This is a genomic window from Brevibacillus sp. AF8, from assembly GCF_021270385.1.
Classification (GTDB): domain Bacteria; phylum Bacillota; class Bacilli; order Brevibacillales; family Brevibacillaceae; genus Brevibacillus.
Genome location: NZ_JAGQDN010000010.1, coordinates 13,101 through 28,511 on the forward strand (window position 1 = coordinate 13,101; position 15,411 = coordinate 28,511).

Below are 15,411 nucleotides of genomic sequence, written 5' to 3' on the forward strand. Positions count from 1 at the left end.
GAGAAAACCGCCCCGTACAAAGGGCGGTTTTTCCTGTTTATTTCGCGACCAACTGCGGCTCTTTTTGCCCGAGTCGGATCGTCGCTTCGCTCGGAATCCACATGCCTGTGTTCTCGTCACGTCCTTGCAGGACTACCGTCGGGTTTGCTTTGCCCATCTGCTCAGCACCTTTGGTAATTTGCTGCCCAATTTTGCCGCCTTTGACGCGGTTTACGACGAGCGAGAGCTGCACGCTGTCCAGCTCTGTCATCATCTCGAAATCACCGTTGCTATCGCCCGCGATGAAGATAGGGCCATGACCATATTTTTTCACCAATACATTCTGGATCACTTCCGTCTTGCCGTGGGCTACCGTGATCGGGTAGTCAGGCTGGTACACGTTCGTAATCCGTCCGTTTTCTGTTTTCAGACGCATGCCGATGATGTTCTCCGCTGGGAGATTGTAGCCATATTTCGGGAGAGTGGCAAAAACACGAACGACATCCTCCAGGGAGGCACTCACGACATATACGTCGATGCCATTGGCACGCAACGTGTTCATCAGGTTTGCTACTTCGGGAGTGAGGCGCAGTCCTGTTGTATGGGAGGCTTTCACCACACCTGCTTTGCCTGCCAACGATTTCGGGCTCGTCCAGCTTACTTTTTCAATCGCCATGCCCAGGCTGTGATCATTGGATGCTTCCGCCAATTGTTGCACTTCTTCCACTGTCATGTTCGTAAAGAGGTAGAGGATCCATGGATAGCCAATCGAGGTGCTGTGCGTATCGTTGATCGCTTCATACAAGAAAAACAGTTTGGCTTTGAAATCTGCGAATTGCTCTGTTGCTGTCACTTCCTCCAGCGACTTCGTTCCTTTAAAACCTTGATAATTTTGATATAAGTACGTGTAGTCGGCTACGAGATCAGTCGCGATGGCATCGAGTGTGACAGGCTTGCCGTCGACATTTTTATACGAATCGGAAAACGGTCCCTCTGGTACATTCGTACGGATGACCTTCCCGAATTCTTCTGGAGTGAGCTTGTAAGCCAAATGGTTGATCTGGTAAACAAACAGCGCTTCCTCAGTGTCATGCATGATGCTCGTATTGTCCCAGTCAAAAACGGCATACGGCTTCTTTTTGGCATTGTAGGAGGCACTCTTGATGCCGTTTTTCTCAATCAATTCGTGGACGGCTTGATAAGTCGCAGGTGCCCATTTCCCCTTGTCGAGCATCTGCACGTTGGTGTCCTTGGCCAAAGCTGGCATCTGCATCGCGAGCAGAGCGACGATCATCAGCATGGTCAGCCACCACGTTTTGGGTTGTGCTTTTCTGTGTGACATGGTTGTCATCCCCTTCTTCTTTTTCTCGATCCCCCAAATGAAAACGCTATCATTTTTTCAAAAGAAAAAGGCCTTCCCCACGCCTGTTGATAAAGCGCGGGTAGAAGACCTCATTGTCTTAAGCGTTTTCATTTGTATTCTAATCATACTAAATTTAACAGTAAAAGCAAGAAGATTCCGATAAACAGGGTAAGGGCAGGACTAACGATCCAATTTAGCGAAGACAGAAGAGTTTGCAAGAAAAAAGTGGATATAATCTAACCATAAGATAGACGAAAAGGGATGATTCTTACATGACATTGATAGAATCAAGCAAAGCCATTTTGATGAATTGCCTTGCATTACAAGCAAATGAGACCTTTTTAGTGGTGGCCGACGAGCGGAAGCGGGACATCGGTGAAGCGATCTGGGAAGCCGGTAAACAGCTAGGGGCAGAAGCGATGCTGATGGTCATGAAGGAGCGGGAAAAGTCCGGTCAAGAGCCTCCTGCGGCTGTTGCAGCGGCGATGAAGAGCGCAGATGTGGTGGTATGTGTGACCCAGCACTCTTTGACGCATACAAAAGCACGCAAAGAAGCAGTAGCAAATGGTACGAGACTGGCTACCATGCCAGCTATTACGGAAGACATGTTCCTAGCGGGAGCGATTTCCGCTGACTATACACAAGTAAAGGCACTCACCGAACGCGTGACCGAGATGCTGACACAGGCAAGTACCGTGCGAATCGAAAAAGCGGGCAAGTCACTGACGTTTTCCATCGCAGACCGCAATGGGGTGCCGAGTACTGGCATGTACGTCAATCCTGGAGAATCGGGCAATTTGCCTTCCGGAGAAGCGTATATTGCCCCATTGGAAGGAACAGCAGAGGGACAAATCCTCGTCGATGGCTCCATCGCGGGTATCGGAAAAATTGATTCGCCACTGTTGCTGACGGTCCAAAATGGTCGGATCACAGAAGCAGAAGGAACATCGGCTGAACGCCTCCTGCAAATGCTTGGAGACCAAGACGGGCGGATGCTGGGTGAATTCGGAATCGGAACGAATGACAAGGCGCGTATTACGGGAGTTGTGCTGGAGGACGAGAAGGTATACGGAACGATTCACGTAGCCTTTGGTAGCAACAATACGTTTGGCGGGACGATTGTCGCAGGGGTACATATTGATCTGGTTGTCAAAGAGCCGGATGTGTATTTGGACGACAAATGTATCATGAAGAACGGAAAACTATTGGCAACATAGGATAAACTAGATGGATAGGAAGGATGAATCCCGATAGTAAATGTTGTAATATGGGAGGAATCCTAGAGCTGGATGTGGTGTGATGGCGTTGTCTGAAAAGATAATTGCGATAGTAACAATAGGTAACCTGATTTTGGGTGCCGTTCTTATTTTCATGGAGAGGCGTAACATTGCGGCAACCTGGGCCTGGTTGATGGTTTTGCTGTTTTTGCCGGGCATCGGTTTTATTATTTACCTGATTTTTGGACATAAGCTGAGCAAGAAAAAGCTGTATCGGCTCAAGGAAGGGGAGTTTTCCCATTTTCGAGCTGCGGTCGATAGGCAAAAGCAGTTGCTTGCCCATGGTGAACTGCAGGTCAACGACCCTGAGATGGAGAGACACCGCGACATGATTTTCATGAACGTGGTAAGTGATGGAGCGTATTATACGCAGGATAATACCATTCAGGTTTTTAAGGAAGGCCATAGTCTGTTTAACCTCATGTTCAAACAGATGGAAGAAGCACGCGAGCATATACATTTGCTCTACTATATTTTGAATGACGATGAATTAGGGAAACAGCTCATTCAACTGTTGACGAAGAAGGCAAAGGAGGGCGTCGAGGTTCGACTGCTCTATGATGCGGTAGGTTCTTCTGGTATCTCATCCAAGTTTCTGCGCCCATTGGTAGAAGCAGGGGGAGAAGTCGCCTCTTTTTTCCCGGCGAAGATTCCGTTCCTGAATTTTCGGGTCAACTTCAGGAATCATCGCAAGCTGACGATTATTGATGGCAAGATTGGCTATATCGGAGGCTTCAACATCGGGGATGAATACTTGGGCAAGGATAAGAAGCTGGGGTATTGGCGTGACACCCATTTGCTGATAGAGGGAAGAGCGGTGTACATGCTGCAAGCACGCTTTTTCCTGGACTGGAATTTGTCTGCACCGAAAAGAATGCATGAGTCACTCGCGTATTTTCCTGAGATTCAAGAGGCTGAGGGAACGATTGGCGTTCAGATCGTATCGAGCGGGCCAAACTCGGAAAAAGAGCAAATCAAGCATGCTTTTTTGAAGATGATTTACAAGGCACGAAAGAAGATTTACTTGCAGACGCCTTATTTCGTTCCCGATGAAAGTATGCTGACCGCACTAAAAATGGCGGCAATGTCTGGGGTAGATGTGCGGGTGATGGTCCCGGGAAGGCCGGATCATTTGTTGGTATTCTGGGCGACCCACTCTTATCTCGGCGATTTGTTAAAGAGCGGTGTGCGCTGCTTCCTCTACGAAAAAGGCTTCATGCATGCCAAAGCCATTGTGGTCGATACCCAGTTGTCGTCTGTAGGAACGGCCAACGTCGATATTCGCAGCTTCAAGCTGAATTTCGAGACGAATGCGTTTATGTACGATTCGCAGATGGCAAAGGAGCTGGAGGAACTGTTCGTCTCCGATCTGGCTGATTGCCGGGAAATGACATTGGGAGAGTATGTGAACCGACCACTGCGTTTGCGCTTGCTGGAATCGTTGACGCGGCTGTTGTCTCCGCTTTTATAATAGCTGGACTGGAAAGCAAGAGAGGACCTGTTAGCCTATGTGAACAAACACGGGCTGGCAGGTCCTTTCCTATTCACAATTTATGCGGCAGTTATGATCATCCTAAGTTTTAAAAGGTATCGATGAACCAATAAAGCTGGTGAGAAGAAAAAGCACAGAGCTCGTAGACCTTGACAACGCCTACCCAGTCGGAACTTCCAAAAGGGGGCCCGCTTGTCGAACACTTCTTCCTTGAGAAACTTCCGCCCGTAGGGTGGCTTTGGCTCGACGGTCCCCTTTTGGAAGTGGAGACGGACAGTCAATCCCCCTTGCGGGCGTGTCAGAGTCGAAGAGAACTGTGCTTTTTCTTCTCCTCCCCTATGTTGACTCAAACCAGAATGCCCTATCTTATTATTTCTTGGCTCCAGTCAAATCCTGCACAGCTTCATCCAGCTGCTTTTCAATCAGAATGGGATCGTAGCCAAGCCATCTATCCACATTGACTACATAAACCTGATTCTTTTTGACAGCGGGCAAGTTTTTCCACAGACTGCTTTGCTCGATTTCTTTCAAATACTGAGCGGCATCCTCTCCAGGGAACAGCATCAGGAAAATATGGTCGGCTGCATATTCCGGTAGAAGCTCCATAGATACGTCTTTTGACCAAAACAGCGGGTCTTTTTCGATCTCGCTCTTTATGAGTGACGGTGGAGTCAACTGAAGATCGTTATACAAAACATGGCCCATATTGCGAGCACCGTACATTTTAATCGTTTTCGCACGGACGTTTAGTGCTGCAACAGTCTCGTCTTTCCCGACCTTAGCATGGACCAACTTACGTGCTTCTTCCACCTTTGCTTTGTACTTCTGCTCCCAAGCCTTTCCTTCTTCCTCGCGACCTAGAACTTCCGCTACCTTTTGTACATGCCCGTAGACATCATACTGATCGAAGGCGATCGCCACGACAGGCGCAATTTTTGTCAGTTTTTCATATACCTGTTGCTCGACTTCGGTACCGGTGAGGATCAAGTCAGGCTGCAACTCGAGGATTTTCTCCAGATTATAGGCATCATAATCTCCCACGACTTCGATTCCACTAACCAGTGGCTCCATGTCTGGACCTTCCATATGTCCCTTCAACGCACCGATTGGCTTCACCCCAAGGGCAAGCATGGGGCCCAAATATTGCAGAACTACGACGCGCTGAGGCTTCACAGGAATGGTAGATTCGCCCTTTGCGTGCTTCAGGACACGAGTATCGCTGCTTTTACTTTCTTGCGCAGGTGCTGATGGAGTGGGGCTGGCTGTCTGGCCGCATGCCGTGAGCAAGAACAAGGAAAGAATCATCAATCCTGACAGCCAAGCTTGTATGCATGATCGTTTCATCGTTATATCCTCCGTGAGTGAAAATGATTCTCATTAATAGAGTTCATCTTACCCTGAATGCCCTCTTTTCATCCATGGAGAATGTTCCGTTTTTCTTTGGACAATGTGGTGGTGTTTGCATGGTCAAAATTTGGACAGCCTCTTCCAGCTGAATGTCGAGGGAGAGGGGATCATACGAAAACCATATCGGATTAAGAATGACCACTTGTCCTTTTTGTACCGCAGGAATTCGTTGCCAGACATCCTGTTTCATTAACTCTAGGAAGTGTGCCCGTGAGAGATCATCATCAAAAATATGAACGAAGAGCCAATCTGCTGCATACTGGCTTAATTGATGCTCGTTGATTGTGGTCGCCCAGAAATTGGGGTTGCGTGTCAACTCTTCTTGAATCATTTTGGGTGGTGTCAGCTTCAACGATTTGTACAGAACATGCCCGATATTTCTGGCGCCGTATGCCAATAGGCTCTGTGGACGCACATTGAGGATCAAGAATGTATCTTCCTTTTGAATATGCGCGTCGATGCATCGCTTCGCCTTCAAAACCTTCTGTTCATGCTGCTTGAGCCACCTGTGTGCCTGGTCTTTCATGCCAAGCACATCGGCCAACGTTTTCAGATGACCAAATACATCACGATCCAGCCACGGAAGGGCAAGAGTAGGTGCAATCTTGGAGAAAGCAGCGCTATCCCCTGTCGATTCGGTCAAAATAAATGTCGGTTGCAATGGTTTGATTAAGTCTGGTGTGTTCTCGGGCAGGCTGACAATCTCATCTGCCTCTTTCATCCGTAATTGCTCACGTAAATAAGTCACCTGCTCTTCTGGAGCGCCAATCGGTCTGATTCCGAGTGCCAATAAATACTCCGCATAGTGAAAGGTGACGGGTGCCATTTGCTTCTGATTCATGCGAACAAAACCAGTCGGGGACACGCCGACCTGCTGCTTAAAGCGTCTGCTGAAGTAAAACTCATCGGCATACCCGACCAGACGTGCTACCTCACGCAATCGTTTATTCGATTCGCGCAGAAGCGTCTTGGCATGCTCCATCCGGCAGCTCGTCAAATATTCAATCGGGCTTTTTCCGACCTTTTTCTTGAAGACTTCGGTGTAATATCGAGGGGTAAGGCCAGCTCGATTCGCCAAATCATCCAAGGTGATTGGCTCGGCATAATTCGTATGCATGTAAGAAATAGTCTGATCGACAACGCTTGATGTTTCTACGGCAGCCTGCCGTTCTGCATGGCTCCAAATCAGGTGCAGCAATTGCTGAAAGCGAATTTGATTTTGAAAAGCTTCCAACGGATCACTGACTTGTCGATGAGTATACAGCGTGAGGGCAAGCTCCGTACTGTGATCGACTTGGTGAAATAAACACGAGCTGTGGTCAAGATGCCAGGAAAGACTCGGACTGTAGGCGTTGGTGACCTGCTCTTGCTGTTGCAGGGCGTCAAAATAGAGTACGAGGAGACGGAGTGGCTCTTCTGTATCAGGGCGTACTTGCCTCGCAGATTCTCGAGAAAGGATGAGTACACTTCCATCTAGTAGAGCCTGTTGATCCGACTCGTTCAGCATCTGGCCCGTTCCTTTTGTCACGATGAGCACAGCATGGGTTGATTCGCCGGAAAACGCCCATTCTTCAGTCGGTGACAAGGTGACCTGCTGTATGTCTTGAAGCAGAAACAAAGGACTGGGCGTTAGCACTGTAGTTCCTGTCATGATACCAATTCGAAGGACTCGGTTACGACGATGCTTCCCTTGACAGATTGGACCATCGGGCAGTTTTTGCTTGCGGCTTCAATTGCTTTTTGCACTTTTTCTTCTTTCATATTTTCACCCGTAATGATGAAGTGGAGGTGAATTTTTTCAACCCGATTTGCCTCTGCCTCATTCCGCTGAACATCTGCGGTTACCTTCATGTCTGTGCACGGCATTCTCATCTTGTCCAATACTTTTCGCAAAACACCGCCACTGCAAACAGCGATGGAAGATACCAAGAGCTGGTAGGGGCGAAAGCCATACTGTTCATCACCCGATACGTGCAGCTCACCGTAGGACAGTTGAGTGACAAAGCCATTTTCTTTCGCTTGAAATTCCATGCGTAACCCTCCCTTGAAATGGTTTTTCTTCATTATAAGAAAAAAAGGCTCCCGTGCGACAGTAATCTATCGGTACCGGAACCTTTTCCTCTTTGCTATTCCTTCAAAGCTTTCCCATTTTGCAAGAGAGACTGGATGCAACGAGGAAGCATGTCTTTTAACGTATCAAATGCATAGTCGATGTCCAGGCGTTCTGTCCACTGATGGGCATCACGTCCGACTGGACCGAGGTTCATGACAGGTACATCAAAAGCTTCGAGCTCCTGAAGCGGAATGGAGTAGCCGTTGTCCCACAAAGGCATGTTCGCTACTAATGGCTTCATGGATGCCGCCGGATATTGGAGTCCGACGTAGCTTAAGTCAGAAATTCCGCCAAAGTAGTTTTGTTTGACCAAATTGACCTGGTGCTGATCTCTCGCGTATGCTTTCATCTCTTCCGTCGTTTGTTGGATCAGAGGATGATTGCGCGAGCTGACTGCCGGGTAAAACGGTGGAGCGAAGAACAAGATCATCATCGGCGACAATTCTTTGCACAGAATCGCTAACTGATCCACCAGCTCGATCGTGGCGTCACGGTCGTCCTTGTCGCCGCGGTTGGCGATCACGTCTGCTTCCAACTGGCGCAGTTTTTCTTCCCCGTACGTTTTCTTCGCATAGGCATACAGTTCTTCGTAAGTCATGACGGAAATGGACAGATCACGCGGGCTAAACGGCGCGAAGTTGGCAAACTGGCTCGCGTGCTTGAGATAATTTTGCTTCATGCGCTCTGCAACATTTCTTGCCGATTCCAGCAGCGGCTCTACGACATCTTCCATTTGTTTTTCCAGCAGAAACAGGTTGAATAGCGTCACGGCACGGTGCGGAATTTGCACAGAGTACTCTTTTTTCAAATCCTTTTGAATCAGGTTCGTCGGTGGAGGAGATGCTTCCCCCTCAACGACCTCGCAAAAGGATGTGTTCAGCTCGAGTTCACATGTCAATTGGGAGGCCATGTAATTGCCGTTCAACCCGGCAAAAGGCTCGCCGACATGTGTTTCTTTGCCGTAGCAGAGGAAGCCTGGGAGCACTTTTCCGATGGAGCCTGTGTACAAGTACGTATTCGTATCCCCTGGATAGCGGGTAAACATCGGCTCCGAGTTGAGCACTGTGGTATAGCTCAGGTCGAACTCTTCGGCGATTTTCAAAAGCTCTGGGACTGCTGCCCGCATCCCGACAGAATTCACCTCTTCGTCAGGGACGGTCAGAAGCAAAATGTTGCCCTCGAACTCTCCAGCAATCGCTTGCTCAATCATCGACATGTGCAGTGTCAGTCCGCATTTCATATCCATGGTGCCACGGCCAAACAGCCAGTTGCCGGTTCGAATATCCTGTTGAACGTCTGCTGGCATATCGGCTTGGTTTTGTTGGAAGAGAGGAGTGAGGGTCTTCGGATCAAAAGCATGCTTCATCCAGGCGCCGTAATCCTCGACGTCGACGACATCAAAATGGCTGACGAGAATGACGGTGTCCCGTACGCCTTCTTTTTTGACCAAAGCAGTGACAAAATGGCGCCCATCTTCAGTCGGATTCGCACGCACATGATCGGGATTGGCTTGATAATAAGGCAGGGTACGAAGCTGATCGACGACGTAGCCAGGCAAGTCCTTCTCGGCAGATGATCCTGTAATGCTTGGGATGCTTACCAAATTGCACAAGAGATCGATGAGCTGCTCTTTTGTTTGCCATTTTTGCATAAAAAACGCCTCCGTTTTCCGTATAGTGAAAACTGTTTCCGGTTAGTGGGCAAAAAAATTAAGGTAAGGCACCGATCTTGTGGGAAATTTCTTTGGCACTTTGTTGGGCTTGTTCAATGAGTGAGGACAAGAGCTGCTCGTTGATTCGATAGCTCGGAACGCCGATACTCAAAGCACCTACGACCTTTTGGTTAACGCCGAAGATAGGAGCGGCAATGGATGCGGTACCCTCGGTTTTCTCACCGTAGCTGACTGCATAGCCGTTTTGTCTGATTTCTGGCAGTCGTTCTAACAGCTCGCGACGTTTTTCTGCATCCGGGACTAAATCGGTCACGATTTGCTCTGCTTCGGTTGGATTCATATTGGCGAGAATCGTTTTGTTTGCCGCACCGATATGCAGCGGAATACGCTCGCCCAGATTATCCATGCTTCTGACAGACATGGGACCTTCCACTCGTTCGAGTACGATGGCATGTGAGCCCTGTGGAATGTTCAGATAGACAGTTTCTCGTACGTCTGCTGCCAGTTGCTCCATGACAGTTCGGGCGACAGCGCGCATATCCATCTTGTCCAGGATGCGTAGCCCGATTTCCATCCACGTATAGCCGACCTTGTACTGCTTGCTCTCAGGAACCTGGAGGATGAGTCCATGCTTGATGAGGCTGCTAATTAAACGATGTACCGTACTCAGCGGCAGGTCCGTTTGTTCAGCAATTTCCGAGATGGACCAATGCTGCTTGTTAGGATCTGATACCAGGACGGAGATGATGCTCATCGCCCGGTCAATCGATTGTACCAACGTGGGTTACCTCCTGGCTTTGTTGCATAGTGACTGCTCATTGCATGTCACGCCAGCTTAATATGACCTCAATCTATCAGAATTTTTCAGCCGAATCAATATAATTTAGACGAGACAAAAATTTATTGACAAAAAATTTGAAACTATTTTACATTAAGAGTGTAATTTTGTATTGCAGAAGCGATTCCACAATGCGGAATATTTCTGGGTGATTGCTCAGAGAAAATGAATGCAATATGGTGGCGATGAACAAGCAAAAAGCAGCAAATGAGGAAGCGTTTACATGCTCGTTTCTCCGTCGCCCACTGTTAGACAAAAGCAAGATTCGAAAACAGAAGGGAGATCTATCATCATGAAATTTTCACGTGCGATTGTAAGAAAACCGGGAAAGAGTTATGTAAATGGTTTGACGACTTCTGATTTGGGTACACCTGATTTTGAACTTGCTCTTAAACAGCATGCCGCTTATGTAGAAGCGCTGAAACAGACAGGTCTGGATGTAACTGTTCTGGAAGCGGACGAGCGTTTCCCGGATTCTACGTTTGTGGAAGACACAGCTGTCCTCACGGAAAAGTGCGCCGTCATCACCAATCCCGGTGCAGAAAGCCGCAATGGTGAAATTGAGGATATGAAATTGGTGCTTCCTCGTTTTTATGACACGATTGAATATATTCAGGCCCCTGGCTTCCTCGATGGTGGAGATGTCATGCAGGTAGACAACCATTTCTATGTCGGTCTGTCGACACGCACCAATGAAGAAGGAGCCATCCAGTTCCGCGAGATTCTCTCTAAATACGGATATGAAGTCACCATTGTCCCGTTGAAAGAGTTTTTCCACCTGAAAACAGGTATCGCCTACCTTGGCAATGACTTGCTGGTTCTGGCTGGCGAGTTCATCGATTCTGAAGTGTTTAGCCAGTACAAGCATCTGGTCGTGGAAAAAGAAGTCGAGTACTCAGCGAACTGCATCCATATCAACGACTACGTGATTATTCCAAAGGGCTTTGAGAGCACGAAAAAGCAAATCACTGACGCTGGTTACAATGTGATTGAGCTGGAAATGTCTGAATTCCAAAAACAAGACGGAGGATTGAGCTGCCTGTCCCTGCGTTTCTAGCGCAGGCAGTTCTCTCTTCTTTTATAGCCCCCTGATAGACCTCTTAAAAAGCAGGTGAAAGAGAGGAATCTTATGAACACTGGGAATGAAAGAGACACACAGCTACAACGCTCCATGAAAAGTCGCCACTTGTTTATGCTGTCGTTAGGCGGTGTCATCGGGACAGGGCTCTTCCTCAACGCTGGTTTCACGATCAATCAGGCTGGACCTGGCGGAGCACTTGTCGCCTATATCATCGGCGGGATTTTGTTGTACTTGGTCATGACATGCCTGGGTGAGCTTTCTGTAAAAATGCCAGTAACAGGCTCTTTCCAAGCCTACGCCAGCCAGTATATTGGTCCGGCGAGCGGGTTTACACTGGGATGGATGTATTGGCTAGGGTCTGCTACAACGGCCGGGGTAGAGTTTACTGCCGCGGGTATGGTCATGCAACGGTGGTTCCCGGATACGCCGATTTGGATTTGGTGCGCGCTCTTTATCGTTTTGCTCTTTGCCTTCAATGCGTTGACGACAAAAGGGTTTGCCGAAACGGAGTACTGGTTTGCCGGAATTAAAGTGTTGGCTGTCCTTATGTTTATTATTGTCGGACTAGGTGCTATATTCGGTATTGTCAGTATGGAAGGAAGACCCGCTCCGTTTCTCTCCAACTTTTCAGCAGATGGGGGACTATTCCCGTTTGGCATTGCGATTGTCTTTGTGACGATGATGAACGTCGTATTCTCTTATCAAGGCTCTGAGTTGATCGGAATCGCAGCCGGGGAAGCAGAAGACCCGCAAAAGACCATTCCGCGGGCGATTCGCAACGTTGTGTTTCGTATTCTCGTGTTCTATGTGGCGTCGGTCACGATCTTGTCCGCCCTCTTTCCATCAAGTGAGCTGGGGCTCTTGGAAAGCCCGTTTGTGACGGTATTTGATGCAGTGGGGATTCCTTTTGCAGCGGATATCATGAACTTCGTCATCTTGACGGCTTTGTTGTCTGTCGGGAACTCATGCTTGTACGCAGCCACTCGCTTGTTGTGGTCCCTTTCCCATAGCAATATGGCGCATCCTGTTTTTGGAAAGTTGACCAAGCGTAAAGTGCCCTTGAACGCACTCTTGGCAACGCTGGCGTTCTCGCTTCTGTCCTTGTTAACCAGCGTGGTTGCAGCGGATACGGTATACGTGCTGCTCATGTCTGTATCCGGTATTGCGGTCACCTTCACGTGGATGGGGATTGCTCTCTCTCAATTCAACTTCCGCCGTCAATACTTGCGTGAGGGTGGAAAAATAGAAGATTTACAGTTTGTAGCACCGTTTTACCCAGTGATGCCGCTCCTGTGTCTGGCTATTTGCACATTCATTCTTATCTTCCCGGCGTTTGACCCGACACAGCGAATAGGCCTCTTCTACGGAATTGGTGCGCTCGTGCTGTTCTATACCTTCTATTATGTGCGCTATGGACGCAAAAAGGCGCATAAACCGAATCTTCCAACGCAAGGCTAAGTTGTTCTGCTCGATAGAAAAATGCCCCTGCCATGAATGATCTGGTCGGGGGCATTTTTGTGGCGTAAGGATGGTCTTCAGGATATTCCGAACAACTCGGCTAAATACGAATTCACAAACAAGCCGTCAGGGTCAAGCTCAGAGCGAATGGCGAGGAAATCGGGCAAGCGAGGATAGACTTGATGAAGCCTCTCTGTGGTCATACTGTGCATTTTCCCCCAGTGCGGACGTCCGCCATATCGGGCGAAAATTTCCTCCATCCGGGCAAAATACGCTTCGTACGGCATTCCCTTGTACATGTGGACGGCAATGAAGGCACTATCACGCTCATAGGCGGGACTGAGCCAGATGTCGTCCTTTTTCACGTACCGGCATTCAAGCGGAAAATGAACGGCAAAGCGCTCTTGCTCAATCGCCTGACGGAGCTCCCGTATGGCATCACCCATATGCTCGGCAGGAAAGCAGTATTCCATTTCGTAAAAACGCACAAGGCGAGGGGTGGCGAAAAGCTGATGGCTGTAGCCGCTTTCATGGACAGAGGGAACGCTTTGGGCGGACAGCCTGCTGACGCTTTTGGTGAGAGAAGGACGCAATCGGCAGCTCTCGGACAAGAGCCAAAACAACCCATTCTCCACCACCATTTTTTTCAAATAGCTCCATCGCTGATTGCCGCTAGGGGGATCGCTGGTCTCGTTCATAAATTTCACCTGAACGGTGTCCGAATACGGGAAGATAAAAAATTCGAAATGCCGATGCTCGGTTTTGAACGTCTCCAGAGAGGACAGGCACTTCTCGAGAGGCATGCGACGGCTTTGGTAGCGCAGGCGATAGGCTGGGAGGACACGCAGCTTGACGCGCACGATGATGCCCAAGAGACCAAGAGAGACTTGCATGGCTTTGAACAGCTGAGACCGGGCCTGCTCGGATACTTCCAAAACCTCCCCGGATGCGGTCACGACTGTCAGCCCGACGACTTGCGTGGAGATGCTGCCAAAATGAATGCCTGTGCCATGTGTTCCGGTGCTGACAGCCCCTGCAATGGACTGGGCGTTAATGTCTCCGAGGTTTTCTTGTGAGTAGCCCGCTTGATGCAGGAGTTGTCCGAGTGTCTTGAGCTTGGTGCCTGCCCAGACTTCAACGGTATCAGAGGCAGGGTCTACACTGACGATTCCTTGGAGATGATCCAGGGATAGCAAGCAGTCTTCTGTCTGGACGAGACGAGTGAAGGAATGACCGGAGCCGACGACTCGAATCCGTGTACCTGCCTTCTTGCAAGCAAGGACAAGCTGCACGACCTCATCTACGGACTCTGGCATTGCGACTTGCTTCGGCTGGCTTTGTACATTTCCAGTCCAATTGCTCCAGTGATTCGCGTGCTTCTTTACAGTGAGCATAATCCATCCCCCCGATAGGTGGTCACTTCCTCGATGATTTTCCCGCCAGAGATGCAATACAGCCGGGTAAAACGTTCGCAGAGCTCGCCAGCTTTGGCATGGCGAAAAAAGATCGGGTCTCCCAGCTCCAGCGTTTCCATGCCTTGATAGTGGATGGGTGTCTGTACTTCCCCTGCTCCTTCGTTGAGAAACAGCTTTGCTCCCGCTGGCAAGTAAGGCTTGGGGAGTCTGTCACGCCCAGCAGAACCAGAGGCGATGTAGCCTCCGCCGGCACATGTGTAGATATGCGCTGCGGGCTTGCGGATAATCTCGATGGCAAATCCGGCAGCAGGATGAAATCGAAAATCTTGAAAGTAGTCAAAAAGCCCGGGCGAAAAAAATCCGGAGCCTGCTGTAACCTCTGTAACGGCGTCTTCTTTCCCGGTCAAGTGCAAGCTGCCCGTTCCTCCACCGTTTACGAAGCGGAGAGATATGCCTAGCTCGCGAATGGCATGCACCAGTGTGGCACGTCGAGCAGCCACTTCTTTCACGGAATATTGCTTGAGAAGACGAATGATGCTGTTTTTCAGGAATTGACGAGGGTATCGATCACCTACGCCAGCAATTTGAGCTTCGTACCCCATGACACCATCCAGGTAGAGATGATCGGAGGAAGCAACGCGCTGGGCAAGGGAGAGGGACGCCTCGAGAGAGCGAAGTGGCGAGCGCCAGACGCCAAAATGCAGCCCCAACACATCAGACGACATGTCGATATCGAGACAGACCGGCAGTCTGGTTCCCGTTTCCCGGGCGATTTGTTCGAGCTGTTCGACATGAGGGAGAGAGTCGATCATCAATGTAATGGAGCGTCCGTTCTTAATTTCAGAGGCGATTGACAAAAGCCAGCTTTTTTCCCAGAGCGGATAGCCAAGCAGCAGGTCATCGAAGCCTGCCTCGCACAGGTGAAGCACCTCAGGAGCGGAATAGCACATGAGACCACGAAAGCCATCGTCCAACTGCAATACATGTTTGAGAATGGCAACGCTTCGGATCGATTTGCTCGCGATTCGAACGGGTTTTCCATTGCGTTGCAGACTGATTTGCTCCGCATTTTCCTCCAGCAGATCTAGGTCGACGAAAGCGAACGGCTTGGGAACACCGGCAAAGGCAGACTGATAATAGCGATAATCCCGCATGTACAGGCCCCATCCTTTTTTGGACTGGATTTGAATGAAAAGAAGAACTGTAGATATTTCTTAAAATTCTATCTATTCTATCCATTTCTGTTTGATTCCTTCCTGACAAAGAGGGTCATGAACGGAAATAACGAATGTTCGCTTTTTAATATTCGTGTTTTG

Annotated in this window: 12 protein-coding genes; 4 read left to right on the top strand and 8 right to left on the bottom strand. The window is 49.1% G+C overall.

Features of this window, described 5'->3' with window-relative positions; genetic code table 11:
• Positions 1 to 37: 37 nt before the first annotated feature.
• Entirely contained in the window at positions 38 to 1,321 is a 1,284-nt protein-coding gene (locus tag KB186_RS14640) for an HAD family hydrolase (RefSeq protein ID WP_173610353.1), read from the bottom strand.
• A gap of 293 nt (positions 1,322 to 1,614) precedes the next feature.
• Here KB186_RS14640 and KB186_RS14645 point away from each other — a divergent pair, with 293 nt between their 5' ends.
• Both KB186_RS14645 and cls read left to right on the top strand, forming a co-directional pair.
• Positions 1,615 to 2,559 (top strand): aminopeptidase, encoded by a 945-nt coding sequence (locus tag KB186_RS14645; protein ID WP_232773876.1) that lies wholly within the window; start codon positions 1,615 to 1,617, stop codon positions 2,557 to 2,559.
• An 82-nt stretch (positions 2,560 to 2,641) separates the two neighbouring features.
• Positions 2,642 to 4,090, top strand: a complete 1,449-nt coding sequence (gene cls / locus KB186_RS14650; protein WP_173610355.1) for a cardiolipin synthase — start codon at positions 2,642 to 2,644, stop codon at positions 4,088 to 4,090.
• Positions 4,091 to 4,480: 390 nt separating this feature from the next.
• Here cls and KB186_RS14655 read toward each other — a convergent pair whose 3' ends face one another.
• The 5 genes from KB186_RS14655 to KB186_RS14675 form a co-directional block, all read right to left on the bottom strand.
• Positions 4,481 to 5,455 (bottom strand): ABC transporter substrate-binding protein, encoded by a 975-nt coding sequence (locus KB186_RS14655; RefSeq protein ID WP_232773877.1) that lies wholly within the window; start codon positions 5,453 to 5,455, stop codon positions 4,481 to 4,483.
• Between the two features lie 43 nt (positions 5,456 to 5,498).
• Positions 5,499 to 7,103, bottom strand: coding sequence for a helix-turn-helix domain-containing protein (locus KB186_RS14660; RefSeq protein ID WP_232773878.1), 1,605 nt, complete (start codon positions 7,101 to 7,103; stop codon positions 5,499 to 5,501).
• Positions 7,104 to 7,165: 62 nt separating this feature from the next.
• A complete protein-coding gene (locus tag KB186_RS14665; protein ID WP_007720051.1) occupies positions 7,166 to 7,549 on the bottom strand; it encodes an OsmC family protein in 384 nt (127 codons plus the stop codon).
• Positions 7,550 to 7,644: 95 nt separating this feature from the next.
• Positions 7,645 to 9,282, bottom strand: coding sequence for a M20/M25/M40 family metallo-hydrolase (locus tag KB186_RS14670; protein WP_232773879.1), 1,638 nt, complete (start codon positions 9,280 to 9,282; stop codon positions 7,645 to 7,647).
• A 58-nt stretch (positions 9,283 to 9,340) separates the two neighbouring features.
• A complete protein-coding gene (locus KB186_RS14675) occupies positions 9,341 to 10,081 on the bottom strand; it encodes an IclR family transcriptional regulator (RefSeq protein WP_173610360.1) in 741 nt (246 codons plus the stop codon).
• A 352-nt stretch (positions 10,082 to 10,433) separates the two neighbouring features.
• Between KB186_RS14675 and KB186_RS14680 the strand changes: the two genes are divergently transcribed.
• Complete coding sequence (locus KB186_RS14680) at positions 10,434 to 11,198, top strand: dimethylarginine dimethylaminohydrolase family protein (RefSeq protein WP_173610361.1); 765 nt, start codon at positions 10,434 to 10,436, stop codon at positions 11,196 to 11,198.
• A 72-nt stretch (positions 11,199 to 11,270) separates the two neighbouring features.
• Complete coding sequence (locus tag KB186_RS14685) at positions 11,271 to 12,680, top strand: amino acid permease (RefSeq protein ID WP_173610362.1); 1,410 nt, start codon at positions 11,271 to 11,273, stop codon at positions 12,678 to 12,680.
• Positions 12,681 to 12,757: 77 nt separating this feature from the next.
• Here KB186_RS14685 and KB186_RS14690 read toward each other — a convergent pair whose 3' ends face one another.
• Together KB186_RS14690 and KB186_RS14695 are read right to left on the bottom strand one after the other, a co-directional pair.
• Positions 12,758 to 14,074 (bottom strand): D-arabinono-1,4-lactone oxidase, encoded by a 1,317-nt coding sequence (locus KB186_RS14690; protein ID WP_232773880.1) that lies wholly within the window; start codon positions 14,072 to 14,074, stop codon positions 12,758 to 12,760.
• The gene (locus KB186_RS14695; protein WP_232773881.1) at positions 14,062 to 15,249 is read right to left on the bottom strand and encodes an amino acid deaminase/aldolase; all 1,188 of its coding nucleotides are present in this window, start codon (positions 15,247 to 15,249) and stop codon (positions 14,062 to 14,064) included. Before KB186_RS14695 ends, KB186_RS14690 begins: the two co-directional genes overlap by 13 nt.
• Between the last annotated feature and the right edge of the window lie 162 nt (positions 15,250 to 15,411).

Excerpts from the sequence above, each read along its gene's own strand:
- KB186_RS14680 (WP_173610361.1), top strand. The coding sequence starts at position 10,434 with ATGAAATTTTCACGTGCGATTGTAAGAAAACCGGGAAAGAGTTATGTA.
- KB186_RS14685 (WP_173610362.1), top strand. The coding sequence starts at position 11,271 with ATGAACACTGGGAATGAAAGAGACACACAGCTACAACGCTCCATGAAA.
- cls (WP_173610355.1), top strand. The coding sequence starts at position 2,642 with ATGGCGTTGTCTGAAAAGATAATTGCGATAGTAACAATAGGTAACCTG.
- KB186_RS14665 (WP_007720051.1), bottom strand. The coding sequence starts at position 7,549 with ATGGAATTTCAAGCGAAAGAAAATGGCTTTGTCACTCAACTGTCCTAC.
- KB186_RS14645 (WP_232773876.1), top strand. The coding sequence starts at position 1,615 with ATGACATTGATAGAATCAAGCAAAGCCATTTTGATGAATTGCCTTGCA.
- KB186_RS14695 (WP_232773881.1), bottom strand. The coding sequence starts at position 15,249 with ATGCGGGATTATCGCTATTATCAGTCTGCCTTTGCCGGTGTTCCCAAG.
- KB186_RS14670 (WP_232773879.1), bottom strand. The coding sequence starts at position 9,282 with ATGCAAAAATGGCAAACAAAAGAGCAGCTCATCGATCTCTTGTGCAAT.
- KB186_RS14690 (WP_232773880.1), bottom strand. The coding sequence starts at position 14,074 with ATGCTCACTGTAAAGAAGCACGCGAATCACTGGAGCAATTGGACTGGA.
- KB186_RS14640 (WP_173610353.1), bottom strand. The coding sequence starts at position 1,321 with ATGTCACACAGAAAAGCACAACCCAAAACGTGGTGGCTGACCATGCTG.
- KB186_RS14655 (WP_232773877.1), bottom strand. The coding sequence starts at position 5,455 with ATGAAACGATCATGCATACAAGCTTGGCTGTCAGGATTGATGATTCTT.